The following is a 14,589-nucleotide window of genomic DNA, read 5'->3' as shown; positions in this document are numbered from 1 at the left end:
ACGATTAGCATCCCCTCACCTACTACTATTTCGCTTCAAAAAGAGTAAACTATTACTAAAGTCCAAGGAGGATCAACCTATTCAACAATCAGATCTATAACAACCATCAATATCATACAACTTGACAACTATATTGCTCAAACTCACCTGGGAGGAATTTACTAATGGAACTTGCACTTACGATTTTTGTTTTGAACGCCTTATACATTTCAATCAACACCTTTAGAACCATGCTGGTTGTTAAGGGGCATCAATTTTTGGCACCCCTTGTCGCAGTCGGCGAGGAACTGGTTTACGTGATCGCACTGGCTATCGCATTGGACCATATCGACAGCCCACTAAACGTCGCTTCCTATGCGGTTGGTTTCGGTGTCGGCATCTACATTGGCATTGTCATCGAAAATAAAATCGCCTTGGGTTATGTCAACTTCCAAGTAACGGTTCAAATCGATCCGGAAAATCCAGTCCACGCCCATAATGAAGAACTGGCTGAAAAGCTTCGTAATTTAGGTTATGGGGTTACCGTTTCCCGTGCTGAAGGTCGTTCGGGAGCCCGTTTGGTACTCAGCATTCTGGCACCTCGAAAAGCTGATCGGCGGCTTATGGAACAAATTAAGGAAATTTCGCCGGATGCCTTTATCATGGTTCAAGAGCCCGTTCAATTGTCCGGTGGCTTCTGGAGTAAAGAAGTGGATCGTCGTTACCACGGTGTCAATTCACGTTAATCCAAATGACCATGATAAAAGCCTAATTTTTTCAAGCTTTCTTCAACATCATGAACCGATTTCTCAACTTCCGGTGACAAATGTGTCGGTGCCGGTTCGGAAGGTTTGAGACTTTCGGTATCCAATTTAATTTTCCGCCGCTTACTCTTGCTTTCATGAGCAGACTCAGGGGCGGTTTTTTCATCTTCTTGAGCTGCCGTCGTTTCGGTCACTTCCGGTGCAGTTGACTCAGCTGTTTCTGAATCGGTTGTTTCTGCATCAGTTACTTTTGCCACAGTCGCTGTCGACTGAGAAGTCCCCTGCTCTTTTTTGGCCGTCATTTGATCCATTGTCTGGTTCAACAAGTTATCGACAAAAACATTGCCGTCATTATTTGCGTGACCTTTCGTCCATTCGTAGCGAATATCTGGGATTTTCTTTAAAATTTCGGCCATCTGCTGCCAAAGTTCTTTATTGATTAAGGGACCGTCAGCCCGCTTCCAACCTCGTCTTTGCCAGTTAGATAGCCAGCCCTTTGTAAGAGCATTCAAGACATACTTGGAATCAGAAACCACTGTGATTGGTCGCTTTTCAAAATGATGCGCTACTAAGTAGGTTAGTGCTTTTAACAGCCCCATAATTTCCATCCGGTTATTAGTCGCACCATATTCACCACCAGTGTCGGAAACCTCTTGTTTGGGATCAGCCATGGTAATCAAATAAGCCCAAGCCGCCTTATCCGTCTCTTTAACGTGTTCGCCAGTACGGTTACCGTGGCTTCTGGAACCACCATCCGAATAGACCGTAATCTCATCGCCAAAAGCCAAATCAAGTGGTTGCTGACTAGTCTGGCCGGTCCCCGCACTTTTTTTGACTTTTGGAAGGCTTGACGCTCCCGGCTTTTTACCTAAGTAAGCCGCCGCGTCCTCGTAACTTTTAAAGCTTTTATATTTGGCGCCCGAAAAGCCCGAAACTTGTTGCTTGGCTTCGTCCCATGAAGTATAGAGACCGGGTTTTCGTCCTTTTAAAACAGCGTAATATTTCAATAATTTCACCTCCAAATTTTATAAATTTTCAGAAAAAATACTCATAATATTTCTATCCACTTTTCAATTAGATAAATCTATGCGAGAATAGTAAGTAAAAGGGGGCAAAGACCACATGACCCGAACTAAAGCCACATTGATTATGGTCGAAGAAGCCAAGGCACTTCTTAAAGACCGATCAGATCAAATTAATGAACGTTTCCCACAACTTAAAAAGCAGGGAAAATACATTTTACCCGACTATCGCCTTACAAGAAAACGGGAAGCTTTTAAAATCAGAAAGCACACTTTTTTGCAGCGACACCCACGTTCCTACGTTGCGTTTGATTCCGAAAATGGTCAAACACTCTGGATGCATAATTTTCCAAGTTTAACTGAAGCTATTTTTTGGTTGGACACCGGTCTTAAACCAACCGATACCGATACAAGTACTTCTTATAAGCAGTGGAAGAATCAGCATGAAGATGATATCAACGAATTAAAGGATATTCTTCGCAAACGATCGCAAGAAAAGAAAGCGGCTGTGGCAAAGAAAAAAGCAGCCAAGAAAAAATAGTGCCTGATCAAAAGCAATTAACGCCCGAATTCTAAGGCTGTTATCGTCGTCATTTTTGCGAACCATTCTCAACTCATTTCTGAAAAAGCCGTTTTCAGGGATGAGTTGAGGGTGGTTTTTAACTTTCACCCTAAAATTAGTCCTTCAAATAATTATGAACCTGTTTGGGATCTGTTTTGACCAACACACGTCCTTGGTGAATCGAATACAAAATTTCGGATCGTTCATTTAGTGCATTATAAAAATTATTGTTATTCATAATAATGCAGTTTGCGGGTTTGCCGACTTCAATTCCGTAATGATCCATAATATGCATGGCTTTAGCAGCATTGGTCGTCACAAATTGATACGAGTTTAAAATATCGTTGTACCCCATCAAATGACCAACATGAATCCCCATTTCAACGGGATCCAACATATTACCATTGCCCATTGGATACCACGGATCTTTCAAATCATCTTCGCCAAAAGCGACATTAATGCCGTCCGCCGATAATTCTTTAACCCGAGTCATCCCCCGGCGCTTAGGATAGCTGTCAAATCGGCCGCCTAAGTTCGTATTGACCAACGGATTGGCAATGAAGTTGATTTGAGATAGTTTAAGTAATCGGAACAGCTTATAAGCATAGGCATCATTATATGATCCCATAGCAGTTGTATGACTGGCTGTCACTTTATCACCCATCCCGGATTCCAGGGCCAACGTTGCCAAAGTCTCTAGGCTGCGGGATTGTGGATCATCAATTTCATCACAGTGAACATCAACCAATTTGGCTTTGGTTTCCGCTAAATTCATTAAGAACTTCAACGATTCAACTGCGTATTCTCGGGTAAATTCAAAATGAGGAATGCCGCCAATCACATCAGCACCCAAGTTGGCTGCTTCAGTCATCAACTCCTTACCATGAGGAAAAGACAGGATTCCCTCTTGTGGAAAAGCGACCAATTGTAATTCAACCTGCCCCTTTAGCTCGTCACGAACTTCCAAGAGGGCTTTTAAGGCTGTTAAATTCGGGTCGGTAACGTCAACGTGGCTTCGTACAAATTGAATGCCATTAGCAACCTGAATCTGGATGGCCTTTTTGGCCCGCGTTTTTACATCAGCAATGGACAACTTCTTTTTGCGTTCACTCCAAATTCGAATACCGTCAAATAAGGTACCAGTTTGATTCCATTCCGGATCTCCGGCTGTTTGAGTTGCATCTAAATGAACGTGGGGATCAACAAATGGCGGCAGCAATAGCTTACCAGTCGCATCAATTACTTGTTCACCGTCCTCGGCATCAATGGTTGGCGCAATTTTGACAAACTGACCGTTTTCGATTTTCAAATCACTGGTGTGCTTGGCATTTTCAATATAAGCATTTTTAATTAGCATTTTCTCAGTCCTTTATCAACGTGTCTTTATTGGTATTATAACTTATTTGGGCGCGAATGCAGAACCGGCTTGAAAATTGTGAGATAATGTATAAGTGAGTGTAGCCCAGCGGGTAATGTTCGGAGTGTAAGGCGTTGATTTTGGAAATCCCGTTCTTGGATTTTTAAAATCAATCCCTTACATGTAGAACATTGCTGGGCGGAACGGTCCTAAAATAGTGAGTGTAGCCCAGCGGGTAATAGCTAAACAAGTACCAGATACATATTGGCTGATTTGGAGGGAATTAAACAGTGAACTGGTGGGGAAAACTTTCGTTACCACAAACTTTAACATTGGGGTTTTTAGTGATCATTCTGATTGGTTCTGGCCTGCTGACACTGCCGATTTCAAGCCAGGATGGGACGGCAATCAGCTACATTGACGCTCTTTTTACAGCCACTTCCGCTACCTGCGTCACCGGAATGACCGTGGTCAATACGGCGCTTCACTGGAGTATTTTTGGCAAAACGGTGATTCTAATCCTAATCGAAATTGGTGGCTTGGGATTTATGACCTTCGCGGTTTTAATGTTTGTTTTTATGGGCCGCAAAGTCAATCTAACTACTCAACTATTGACGCAGCAATCCCTCAATCTGGAAAGTTTTGCCAATATCCGTAGCGTGGTTTTTCTGGTAATTCGCCTGTCATTGGCGATTCAATTGCTGGGCGTCGGTCTATTAATGGTGGATTTTTATCCTAAATACGGCTTGATTCAGGGGCTCAGTTGCAGTATTTTTCATTCCATCAATGCCTTTTGTAATGCCGGCTTTGACCTATTCGACAACAGTTTGGTCCAATTTCAAAACGATCCTTACCTGTTGTTTGTGTTGACCTGTTTGATTATCTCAGGCTCACTGGGATTTTTAGTTTGGAAAGATTTGCTCCTGTATCGAAAGGATCATTTCCTCAGTTTGCATACCAAATTAGCGCTAACCACCTATTTAGGACTGATCGGCATCAGTTTTATCGTCTATTTATTAACCGAGGGTAATTTTTCTGAGAATCCGCATTTAACTCTGTTTCAGCGACTAATGAATACTTATTTCATGGCGGTCACCCCACGAACGGCCGGCTTTTACACCTACCCCTACACTAAAATTTCGATGGGTGGGATGTTTTTCACGATGATTTTAATGCTGATTGGTGGGACGCCGGGATCCACTGCCGGCGGTATCAAAAGCACCACGGTCGACATTCTACTAATCCGGGTTTGGGCGACCTTGCGCGGCAAGCGGGATGCAACTTTCATGGGTCGGCGATTTACCAACGAAAACATCTCCCGTTCCCTAACGCTGGTTTTTCTAGTCTTTGTCGTCCTGTCAGTCGCCACATTGATTTTAACGGTGACCGAAAGCATCCCCAAACGTTTCGGCATTGAATACATCCTGTTCGACGTGGTTTCAGCTTTCGGGACCACCGGCTTATCACTCGGCCTCACCCCTCACCTGACCTTAATTGGCAAGCTGATTTTTATGGTTCTAATGTTTATGGGGCGGGTTGGCATCTTCACCGTGATGTATTCACTATTGAATTCAAAGCACCCAGAAGACGCTTTTCGTTATCCAAAAGAGAACGTCATGATTGGCTAGTGGTTAGCCGTTACATTAATTTACCACATAAAGGAGCTTTTTTATGAAAAGTAATTATGCCGTTATCGGTTTGGGACTTTTTGGCAGCAGTATCGTCAATACACTGGTTCAAAATCAGCAAGAAGTTCTAGTAATTGATAAAAATGAAGCCAACATCGATCGCTTTCGGGATATTGCCACCGAAGCCGTTGTTGCCGATACTCAAAATGAAGCGGCACTTCGGCAGTTGGGAATCGGTAACTTCGATAACGTCTTTGTTGCCATCGGGACTGATTTGGAAGCCAGTATTATGACCACCTTGATTTGTAAAGATCTCGGTGTCAAGCATCTGATTTGTAAAGCCGAGAATGCCCGCCATGCTCAAGTATTGGAGAAATTGGGTGCCGACGAAATTATTCAGCCCGAACGTGATATGGGCGAACGAATTGCCCTACACGTCATGGAACCCAAGATTTTAAACGATTTGAAGTTAAAGGGTGAATTGGCCGTGGTCGAATTCGAACTAACCAATCCGAAATTCTTTAATCAGTCTCTTAACGAATTGGATTTAACCAACCGCTACAAAATTTCCGTGATTGCCATTTCCCATGTTGATCAGGAAGGGGCCGCCATTCCCAACCAAGCAACCATAGTAAAGAAGGGCGATGTGGTCACGGTCATTGGTACTCGAACCGACGTCCAACGCTTTGAAAACTTGGCAACCAGATAACCCACATCCCAAAAAAGCCTTCCGAAAATTGGTTGATGACCGATTTTCGAAGGGCTCAATTATTAATTTTGTCGATTTAAAGCATGCCATTTATCGACCCACAATCATCGCAACTAGTAAAATCAGGGCTGATAATAAAATAGTTTGACCGTGAAAATCACTTACCAAATAACCACTTAAAAACGCGCCAACAAAGAAAGCCCCGATAATGGTTACAATATCACCGGCTTTTCCAAGCGCTTTTCGATCTCCCTGGGCAATGGCATCCAAAAGACTTTCTGCCAGAGTTCTCACGTTACCAGTCATCATGAGTGATGTGAACGGCCCATTTTTCAACGTCCGAAATTCCTGTAATTGAGCAGCAGCGGCCATCGCTAATAAACCGGTTGTCACCAGAATCGATACCCGGCCGGCTAAAAAACTCACTAAAATAAACAAGGCGATCTCGTACCCTAAGGTAACTAATTTCCGTTTCAAAACCTGTTCACTTGGATAATGGTATTGCACTACCCGGATGATCGCAACACCAACCGCAAACATGACTAAGGACGTAATCCCCTGAATCAGTTCGCCATAGTCGCCGCGGCCAAGTCGCAAGCCGGTTAAAATCAAGTTTCCCGTCTGCAGCCCAGCAAAGACCCCGCCATCTTCCAAATAGGTGTAGGCATCCAGTGCGCCGGCGGCCATTGCTAATAACGCCCCACTTATCAGATGTTCAAAAACGCCCACTTCATCGTTTTTTGTCATTTGACTTTCTCCCCCTCCCATCATATCTTTCGATATCATAGGCAGTTAAGGGTGGAATTGCAACGATCTTAGCTCATAAGCGCCGGAGATTCCAAAAAAATTTGCGTTCCACCCGGCATTTGTATTATAATAATTTAGTCTATTGGAATTTTATAATTGGAAAAATAATAAGGAGCGTTTACTATGCGTATTTGTCATCCAAACGGCGTTCAAGGCCGTCGACCAATTAGCCGCAAGAAAGATCTTAAGCGGAATAAAGAACTGGCAGATCTTCAACGTTTTTTGAAGCAGAAGCCTGCCAAGTAAACTTACTAAGCACCTAGGATAACTGTAACGTTGTCTTGGGTGCTTTTAGTTTACGTTCATTTCAATTTATCCAGCAAAAGTTGAATGAATTGCAATAATTTTTGACCAATTATTCGGAATTTGTGGTATCTTTATTGATAAATATGAATTGGGATAGGGTGATTATTTTGGCAAATGAATTTCCACAAGCACTCACGATTGCCGGCTCCGACAGTGACGGCAGTGCGGGGATGCAGGCAGATTTACATACTTTCTTTCGGCGACACGTCTATGGCACTTCGGTCATGACCGCCTGTGTTGCCGGTAACAGTTACGGCATTCATGATTCAGTTAATTTACCAACGTCATTTATTGATCAGGAATTTAAGGACTTGGCAGACGACTACCACGTGCGGGCCAGCAAAACCGGGATGCTGTCGGATTCCGAATTGATTCGCACAGTCATCAAAAATTACCAGCAATATGACTTCGGCCCCCTGGTCGTTGATCCGGTGATTACGACTAAACATGGCAATATGTTATTGGAGCAGAGTGCTTATCAAACGTTGCGGGACGAATTGATTCCGTTGGCAACGGTCATTACGCCTAATTTCTTTGAGGCTCAAAAATTAGCCGAAATGCAAATTGAAACCGAAGACGATATGCAAACCGCTGCTCGGAAACTCAAGGCACTGGGTGCGAAAAATGTCGTTCTGAAAGGCAGCCATCACAATCCAAATCAGACCAAGGTTTCCGATTATATCCTGCTTGAGTCGGGAAAAGGTTTCTGGTTAACTGGCGCTTTCTTCAATACAGATCGAAAAAACGGCACCGGTGACAGCCTCTCCGCTTGCATTGCGGCCGAGTTGGCCAAAGGAAACTCTGTTGAAAAAGCCTGCCGGATAGCGAAAAAATTCGTTGATACAGCGATTGAACACGAAATTCAGGTTGGCCACAAATTTGGTCCGATCAATCATTGGGCGCCGGCAGATGAACTGTAAGTAAACACTTCCTGACAGCGTAACACTAAGGTTGGTCATTCATTTAAATCCAGCAAGACTCGAGATGGTTTACAAACTACCTCGAGTTTTTTTAATGCAAAATTCCAAATTGAATTTACCACTTATCCGGACTCCAAATCCGGCCGTCAACTTCTTGTTGAGCCTGATCAAGTCGTTTAGTCTGCTCAGCAATCAATGCCTGGGTAGCCTTTAAAATTGACTGATTAACAAATGACGGTTCTTGTGCTGCCATTTTGGCAAGTTGCTCAACTGCCCAATCTTTGTTTTCACTCATGATCTCATTCCTCCTGATCTCGAATCATCTTAACGGTTAATTTTAAATCATTAATTTGGTCTTGGCGACTGTCGATTGACTCGATAATCAAATCGAGTAGTTGTTGCTGCTGATCGGCCTTATCGGACTTTAACCGTTTCAAACGATCAATTAACCACTTTTCCCGGACTTCAAAAGTCAGTGGCATTGACGCGCTCAAATATTGGAGGTAAGCCACCAACAATCGTTGCTTTTCTGAAACGTCTAAATAACCGAACTGTGAAATAACAAACGGCTTTAGATAGGTCATCCCCGCTTTATTCGCAAACGCTTCAAACGGTCGCATCAGTTCTGAAATGGTAAATTTCTCACGACCACCCGCTTGAAAATCTTTCACCGAATCTCCTAAAGTTAGTACCAAGCCGAGTTCTTTACCCTTTAACCCCTGCTTGGCAACAACAAAGTTTCTGGTAAAAACATCGTCCATGTAGCGTTTTAAGCTGGCTGGTGATGAGTACCAGTACATCGGAAACTGAAAAACAATCCGATCAAATTGGCGTAACAGTTTCTGTTCATCGGCCACCACCAATTGATGATCCTGATAACGTTTGTCAATGTAACGCCACGTAGTATTGTCCAGACTACCGGCACTAGTTTTCAAAAATTCCTGGGTTCCCGATTCTTCGACTTTTGGATGGGACACCAAAATCAACGTTTTCATTTTAATCAATCACCTTGCTTCTTAATTTTTAAAATACCTGATATGGTAGATGCGTAAAGTCAAAAACTAACTAATCTAATTTGCAAAGGAGTCTTTCTCATGACAACCCATACAGTTCACACTACCTATCGTAACATTGGTGCCCAAACCATGATCAAGGCTGGCGATCACCAATTTATCGCTGACGAGCCCACCATGTTTCGTGGCACGGACGCCGGCCCCAGCCCGGTTCAATACTTGCTTGGCGCAGTTGGCGCTTGCCTGGGTGCCAGTGCGGCGTCATTAGTTAACCGGCCAAAATCGACAATCAAAATTAAAAAATTCGAAGTGACGGTGACCGGTGAAACCGAACGACAAGCAAATGGTGCCTCAAGAGTGACTAAAATCAATGTCAAGCTTACCTGCGAAACCAATTTGAATCAAGAGGAAAATCGCCAATTTATTGAGGAAGTGATCCATCTCTGCACGGTCCATAATACGTTGGAGGAAGCGGTGGAATTTACGTTTGACATAAATTAGTGAACGGACAAAAGCGGTTAACACCCGGATGCTAAGACGTCAATCCGGGAAATCCTGTTTTTGGATTTTTCAGATTGATCTCTTAGCAGGAGAGGTGTTGCTTGAAGGAGTTGTCCTAAAACTGTCTTAGGTCAAGTATTAACTCCCTCACCACCCCAATCATTATTTCTTATTTCAAAAACTACAAAGATTACAAAACGTGTTAGCACTTATTTTTTTGAGTGCTAATTTTTTATTTTATTTTTTATGTAAATTTTTAATAAATACTGTCAAACAGGCATTTAGACAACAAGAAATCATGAGGCAAATTCTTGCATCAATAACAAATACGTGATATTATATAATTGTTCGGAAGGGGAACGGATATTCCGAACGAGTTAAATTAAGCTAATAATTTAAAATTACTGAATCGTTATTTAGACATCAATTGGAGGCATGCATATGAACGACGATATTTTCGATGACATTTTTAATGACCCGTTCTTTAAGCAACAATTTCCTAACATGAACGGTCAATCACAAATGCGTCAACAGCCCGTTCAAGTTCAAGAGCGGCGGCCTCAAAATAAAACCACATTATTAGACCAGTACGGTACCGATCTAACTAAAATGGCCAAAGACGGCAAGTTGGATCCGGTTATCGGTCGAGATAAAGAAATTGAACAAATGGAAGAAGTTTTAAGCCGCAGAACCAAGAACAATCCGGTGCTCATCGGTGAAGCCGGAGTTGGTAAGACAGCGGTTGTTGAAGGACTCGCCCAAAAGATTGTGGACGGCGACGTTTCTGAAAAATTACTTAACAAGCGAATCATTTCAGTCGACGTTGTTTCACTGGTTCAAGGAACCGGTATTCGTGGTCAATTTGAAGAGCGAATGAAGAAGTTAATTGACGAAGTTTCCAAGAACAAGGATGTCATCCTGTTCATCGATGAAATCCACCAAATCATCGGGGCTGGCTCAACCGGCGAAGATGACAAAATGGATGCTGGTAACATTCTGAAGCCGAAATTAGCACGTGGCGACTTTCAGCTTATTGGTGCCACTACCAGCAATGAGTATCGGGGAATTGAAAAGGATCAAGCCCTTGCCCGTCGGTTCCAACCAATTATGGTCAATGAACCAAGTGAAGCCGATACACTGACGATTATTAAAGGCTTAAAGCCGAAGTACGAGAAGTTCCACCACGTTCGTTACACTGACGACGCTTTAAAGGCCGCAGTTTCATTCAGTAACCGTTACATTCAGGATCGGATGAATCCAGATAAGGCGATTGATTTAATTGACCAAGCCGGCGCCAAAGTTGCGATGAGCTCGTCAATTACGAAGGACAAGTCCAGTCTGCAGCAAGAAGCAGCCAAGCTTGAAAAGGCCAAGAACGATGCTTCGACAAATGAAGAATACGAAAAAGCAGCTAACCTGCGCGACAAGTTAGATAAAATTAACGACCAGATCAAGGCCATTGATAATGGCACCAAGGTTGAAGCACCAGAAGTCACCTCAGATGTAATTAAAGACGTTGTTGAACGGATTACCGGTGTTCCAGTGACCGATGTCAATAAGAACCAAGTTAGTCAGTTAAACAACTTGAATCGTGACCTCAAGAAAGAAGTCATCGGCCAAGATAAAGCCATTGACGCGATTTCTGCCGCTATCAAACGAAGCCGGGTCGGCTTTACGGAAGGCAACCGACCAATTGGCAGCTTCCTGTTTGTTGGACCAACCGGTGTTGGTAAGACCCAAACTGCTAAAGCTTTAGCCAAAGAGCTGTTTGGGACAACCAAGTCAATGTTTCGTTACGATATGTCCGAGTATATGGATAAGATCAGTGCCTCTAAATTGATCGGTTCCGCACCTGGGTATGTCGGCTATGAGGAAGGCGGCAAATTAACTGAACAGGTTCGTCGTCATCCATACAGTTTGATTTTGCTTGACGAAATTGAAAAGGCTCATCCAGACGTTTTGAACCTGTTACTGCAAATCTTGGATGATGGCCGTCTGTCGGATGCCCAAGGTCGAACGGTTGATTTCAGCAACACCGTCATCATTATGACCAGTAACGCCGGTCAGGAACACGTTGACGATCAAAAGAGTGTCATCGACCGCTTAAAGCCTTACTTCAAGCTTGAGTTCCTGAACCGAATCGATGATATCATCCAATTCAATTCATTGACTAAAGCTGATCTGTTGAAGATTCTTGATCTGATGCTCAACGATTTGGATCACTTGGTCAACAAGTCACGTGGCATTCACTTCACAGTAACTGACGATGCCAAGGAACAATTGGTTAACATGGGATATAGTAAAGAACTTGGTGCACGACCAATGCACAGAGTGATTACGAAGGAAATCACTGATAAATTAACCAATAGTTTCTTAGCTCACCCCGAAGAAAAGAACTTTACTGTTCAAGCCACAAATCATGAAATCACGGTTACCCCTACTACCAGTAAGGAACCCGCTACCAACAAGTAATGTTTCTGATGAAATTCGGAGTTAATCCATTGACAAGAAGCGGTGATGTTGGTATATTATAGTCAATGTGTTTCAGGAGTCGATTTTCAAAGGTACTTGTTTTATAGTTTTATGAAATAACTTCCTTGGAATCAGTTCAACTAGATGCATTAAAATTTATATCGCGCCAAAAGCGCAAGGAGGTTTCATATATTATGAAACAAGGTACTGTTAAATGGTTCAACGCTGACAAAGGTTATGGCTTCATTACTACTGACGATGGTGACGTATTTGTTCACTTCTCAGCTATCAACAAAGACGGCTTCAAGTCATTAGACGAAGGCCAACATGTAACCCTTGACGTTGAAGACAGCGACCGTGGCCCACAAGCTGCAAACGTAACTGTAGTTGACGACTAATTTAAAAAAACTAACATTTTTAAAAGCTGGCGAGTGATCGCCAGCTTTTTTTGTGCCTTAAATACTTTTGATCCGAATAATTAGAAGCATAGATTGGCTTTTAGCTTTTTTCCAATAGTCGCAGTAGTAGACTATATACCCCGGAAATAATTAACCTTGTTCAGCTAACTCAAAATGCGGTATACTATTTTTGATATTAATAAAGGGGTTTTATAGTTATGCAAAGAAATTATTCACGGGGGTTAACATCATCTTGGCCGGTTATGTTCTGCTTATTAGGCCTACTAACTGGCATCTTAATTTTAACCAATCCTACATATGCCGCTGATCCGTCAGCGGCCCAAAGTGCGTCAACCGCTCAAGCTCCAACCACCTCATCAAGTGCTGCAACGACGGGGACATCAAGTAATTCGGCTTCTACCAGTGAGTCTGCCAACAATCAAGTAACGACTGGCGCAAATAATCAACCAGTTGTCACTACTAGCTCATCGTCCACAGACCCAAGCAGCACTACTGAAAACACTTCGAGTCAACAATCAGCAACTACCACTGCGTCTTCGGCAGAGCATGAATCAGCCAGTGCCACAACACCTGCGCCAACTGAAAAAACCGTTTCGACTAATGAAACAGTCAGTACTTCCAGTAACGATGAAAACACTGTCCAACCAGTTAACAGTTCAGCTAATTCAGATGACGCTAATTCAAACTCTGAATCAAGTTCAGATCAAGCCGGTTTGGATTCAAGTTCAAGTGTTATCGAAAATACTTCCCCATCAGTTACTGAGTCGTCTGATTCTCAGCCAACCGCTTCATCGTCCTCGCAACCCGCTCAATCGGTAACTGTTACGAACACAACCAATTCTGTAACACCTTCAAGTGCCGAGATTAAGGTAACCCAGGCGGTAAGTCCCAATACCGACACTACACAGGCAACTACAACTCACACCGATCCTGATCAAATCACCGTTTCAGGAACCAGTAGCTCAACGGATCCGGCAATTAAGCAATCCAGTCGTAATCCGCTGCTTAACTGGCTGACAAATTTAACTAGTGCTGGAGCAGCTGCTTTAATCTATCCATTTATCACGTCTCGACAAGGATCGCATTTAGTTTCCCAATTCCGAACATTGTTATCGCCAACCCGCTATGATATTGATCATACTTGGGAAGATATCGACGAAAAATACGATCCAACCTACACAAAACAATTTTATACTGACGCCAAAGACTGGTATGACAATCGAGTGACCAAACAAACGTTAACGGTGCCATTTGCGGACGGTACCGGAACGGCTTCGGCAACCTACATTGCTCATCCCGGATCCACTAAAACGATCATTTACGGCCAGGGATGGACCACTGAGCCGGAGTGGATGGGCTACATTGCAAAGATTTTCTATGACTTGGGCTATAACGTCCTCATGCCTTATACTCGTGGTCAAAATAGTAGTGGCGGTGAGCTCATGACCTTTGGTTACAAAGATAAAGCCGATTGGATTAACTGGATTAATAAGGTTAACCAAATAAACGGTACCAATAGTGAAGTCATTCTTTATGGCCAGTCACTCGGGGCGGATGATGCCTTGGAAACAGCTGCTCAAAAGAACCTGCCATCTTCCGTTAAAGCCGTGATTGCCGATTGCGGTTACTCAACGATTCCGTCATTGCTTTACTCCCTATACACAGGAGTGGCTAACAAGCTGGACAGTGTCACGTCAAAAGTCGGTTGGCACTTAAACGGGTCAATTCCATTAATTCCTTACGATCAATTTTTGAATAATTTAAACAACATCAATCATTTTTTCCAAGGGTTTAATTTAGACGATGCATCAGGTTTAACAGCGGTTAAAAATTCAACGTTACCCACGTTGTTTATCGCTACCGAAGATGATTCCTTCATCCCGGATTCCGAAACCAAAGCACTCTATGCCGCAAGTGCTTCTACAGATAAACAATTATGGATTCTCGATGGTCACGTTGGCGGCCACGCGTCTGCCAATAATGCTGTTTTAGCTTATAAGCAACATATTCAAGCCTTCTTGAATGCTGTGGACAATCATCAATCCGGTACTTCTTCAAACCAAGTAACGGTTAGTGATCAGCAAACCATTGCTGCTTAACTTAATCGAATGAATATTAAAAAAAGCCTCC

The 14,589-nt window shown here is 43.1% G+C and carries 15 protein-coding genes; 10 read left to right on the top strand and 5 right to left on the bottom strand.

The genetic code is table 11. The annotated features are described in order from the left end of the window. The first annotated feature begins 164 nt into the window (after nt 1-164). Complete coding sequence (locus ED605_RS01185; RefSeq protein ID WP_121977114.1) at nt 165-725, top strand: DUF2179 domain-containing protein; 561 nt, start codon at nt 165-167, stop codon at nt 723-725. Here ED605_RS01185 and ED605_RS01180 read toward each other — a convergent pair. After that, the gene (locus ED605_RS01180; RefSeq protein ID WP_225419015.1) at nt 722-1,759 is read right to left on the bottom strand and encodes a ribonuclease H family protein; all 1,038 of its coding nucleotides are present in this window, start codon (nt 1,757-1,759) and stop codon (nt 722-724) included. The two genes, ED605_RS01185 and ED605_RS01180, sit on opposite strands and share 4 nt — an antisense overlap. Nucleotides 1,760-1,865: 106 nt before the next feature. On the opposite strand from ED605_RS01180, the gene ED605_RS01175 reads away from it, so the two are divergent. Beyond that, a complete protein-coding gene (locus tag ED605_RS01175) occupies nt 1,866-2,306 on the top strand; it encodes a hypothetical protein (protein ID WP_121977112.1) in 441 nt (146 codons plus the stop codon). Nucleotides 2,307-2,442: 136 nt separating this feature from the next. Here the strand turns inward: ED605_RS01175 and codA are convergent, their stop codons facing one another. After that, nucleotides 2,443-3,684: a cytosine deaminase gene (gene codA, locus ED605_RS01170; RefSeq protein WP_121977111.1), complete on the bottom strand. Its 1,242-nt coding sequence runs from the start codon at nt 3,682-3,684 to the stop codon at nt 2,443-2,445. Between the two features lie 290 nt (nt 3,685-3,974). Between codA and ED605_RS01165 the strand changes: the two genes are divergently transcribed. Together ED605_RS01165 and ED605_RS01160 are read left to right on the top strand one after the other, a co-directional pair. Continuing rightward, nucleotides 3,975-5,312 carry a TrkH family potassium uptake protein gene (locus ED605_RS01165; protein WP_121977110.1) on the top strand — a complete coding sequence of 446 codons (1,338 nt, stop codon included), beginning with the start codon at nt 3,975-3,977 and terminating at the stop codon, nt 5,310-5,312. 43 nt (nt 5,313-5,355) lie between these two features. Continuing rightward, the gene (locus ED605_RS01160) at nt 5,356-6,021 is read left to right on the top strand and encodes a potassium channel family protein (RefSeq protein WP_121977109.1); all 666 of its coding nucleotides are present in this window, start codon (nt 5,356-5,358) and stop codon (nt 6,019-6,021) included. Nucleotides 6,022-6,111: 90 nt separating this feature from the next. On the opposite strand, the gene ED605_RS01155 is transcribed toward ED605_RS01160, so the two are convergent. Beyond that, nucleotides 6,112-6,768, bottom strand: a complete 657-nt coding sequence (locus ED605_RS01155; RefSeq protein WP_225419014.1) for a YoaK family protein — start codon at nt 6,766-6,768, stop codon at nt 6,112-6,114. A gap of 183 nt (nt 6,769-6,951) precedes the next feature. On the opposite strand from ED605_RS01155, the gene ED605_RS14840 reads away from it, so the two are divergent. Together ED605_RS14840 and thiD are read left to right on the top strand one after the other, a co-directional pair. Then, entirely contained in the window at nt 6,952-7,074 is a 123-nt protein-coding gene (locus ED605_RS14840; RefSeq protein WP_263852921.1) for a hypothetical protein, read from the top strand. A 143-nt stretch (nt 7,075-7,217) separates the two neighbouring features. Continuing rightward, nucleotides 7,218-8,054, top strand: coding sequence for a bifunctional hydroxymethylpyrimidine kinase/phosphomethylpyrimidine kinase (gene thiD, locus ED605_RS01150; protein WP_370824326.1), 837 nt, complete (start codon nt 7,218-7,220; stop codon nt 8,052-8,054). A 115-nt stretch (nt 8,055-8,169) separates the two neighbouring features. On the opposite strand, the gene ED605_RS01145 is transcribed toward thiD, so the two are convergent. After that, a complete protein-coding gene (locus ED605_RS01145) occupies nt 8,170-8,349 on the bottom strand; it encodes a hypothetical protein (RefSeq protein ID WP_121977106.1) in 180 nt (59 codons plus the stop codon). A gap of 4 nt (nt 8,350-8,353) precedes the next feature. Continuing rightward, nucleotides 8,354-9,049: an NAD(P)H-dependent oxidoreductase gene (locus tag ED605_RS01140; RefSeq protein ID WP_121977145.1), complete on the bottom strand. Its 696-nt coding sequence runs from the start codon at nt 9,047-9,049 to the stop codon at nt 8,354-8,356. A 99-nt stretch (nt 9,050-9,148) separates the two neighbouring features. On the opposite strand from ED605_RS01140, the gene ED605_RS01135 reads away from it, so the two are divergent. From ED605_RS01135 to ED605_RS01120, 4 genes are all read left to right on the top strand, one after another. Next, nucleotides 9,149-9,568, top strand: coding sequence for an OsmC family protein (locus ED605_RS01135; protein WP_121977105.1), 420 nt, complete (start codon nt 9,149-9,151; stop codon nt 9,566-9,568). 435 nt (nt 9,569-10,003) lie between these two features. Further along, nucleotides 10,004-12,040 carry an ATP-dependent Clp protease ATP-binding subunit gene (locus ED605_RS01130; protein ID WP_121977104.1) on the top strand — a complete coding sequence of 679 codons (2,037 nt, stop codon included), beginning with the start codon at nt 10,004-10,006 and terminating at the stop codon, nt 12,038-12,040. Nucleotides 12,041-12,234: 194 nt separating this feature from the next. Beyond that, a complete protein-coding gene (locus ED605_RS01125) occupies nt 12,235-12,438 on the top strand; it encodes a cold-shock protein (RefSeq protein ID WP_035178119.1) in 204 nt (67 codons plus the stop codon). 218 nt (nt 12,439-12,656) lie between these two features. Next, on the top strand, nt 12,657-14,558 hold the full coding sequence (locus ED605_RS01120) for an alpha/beta hydrolase (protein ID WP_121977103.1): 1,902 nt from the start codon (nt 12,657-12,659) through the stop codon (nt 14,556-14,558). Nucleotides 14,559-14,589 lie beyond the last annotated feature (31 nt).

It is taken from the genome of Lentilactobacillus raoultii, from assembly GCF_900411375.1.
Taxonomy (GTDB): Bacteria; Bacillota; Bacilli; order Lactobacillales; family Lactobacillaceae; genus Lentilactobacillus; species Lentilactobacillus raoultii.
This window is presented reverse-complemented; position numbering and strand designations above follow the sequence as displayed.

Excerpts from the sequence above, each read along its gene's own strand:
- ED605_RS01185 (WP_121977114.1), top strand. The coding sequence starts at position 165 with ATGGAACTTGCACTTACGATTTTTGTTTTGAACGCCTTATACATTTCA.
- ED605_RS01175 (WP_121977112.1), top strand. The coding sequence starts at position 1,866 with ATGACCCGAACTAAAGCCACATTGATTATGGTCGAAGAAGCCAAGGCA.
- codA (WP_121977111.1), bottom strand. The coding sequence starts at position 3,684 with ATGCTAATTAAAAATGCTTATATTGAAAATGCCAAGCACACCAGTGAT.
- ED605_RS01160 (WP_121977109.1), top strand. The coding sequence starts at position 5,356 with ATGAAAAGTAATTATGCCGTTATCGGTTTGGGACTTTTTGGCAGCAGT.
- ED605_RS01155 (WP_225419014.1), bottom strand. The coding sequence starts at position 6,768 with ATGACAAAAAACGATGAAGTGGGCGTTTTTGAACATCTGATAAGTGGG.
- ED605_RS14840 (WP_263852921.1), top strand. The coding sequence starts at position 6,952 with ATGCGTATTTGTCATCCAAACGGCGTTCAAGGCCGTCGACCAATTAGC.
- thiD (WP_370824326.1), top strand. The coding sequence starts at position 7,218 with ATGAATTGGGATAGGGTGATTATTTTGGCAAATGAATTTCCACAAGCA.
- ED605_RS01145 (WP_121977106.1), bottom strand. The coding sequence starts at position 8,349 with ATGAGTGAAAACAAAGATTGGGCAGTTGAGCAACTTGCCAAAATGGCA.
- ED605_RS01140 (WP_121977145.1), bottom strand. The coding sequence starts at position 9,049 with ATGAAAACGTTGATTTTGGTGTCCCATCCAAAAGTCGAAGAATCGGGA.
- ED605_RS01135 (WP_121977105.1), top strand. The coding sequence starts at position 9,149 with ATGACAACCCATACAGTTCACACTACCTATCGTAACATTGGTGCCCAA.
- ED605_RS01130 (WP_121977104.1), top strand. The coding sequence starts at position 10,004 with ATGCATATGAACGACGATATTTTCGATGACATTTTTAATGACCCGTTC.
- ED605_RS01125 (WP_035178119.1), top strand. The coding sequence starts at position 12,235 with ATGAAACAAGGTACTGTTAAATGGTTCAACGCTGACAAAGGTTATGGC.
- ED605_RS01120 (WP_121977103.1), top strand. The coding sequence starts at position 12,657 with ATGCAAAGAAATTATTCACGGGGGTTAACATCATCTTGGCCGGTTATG.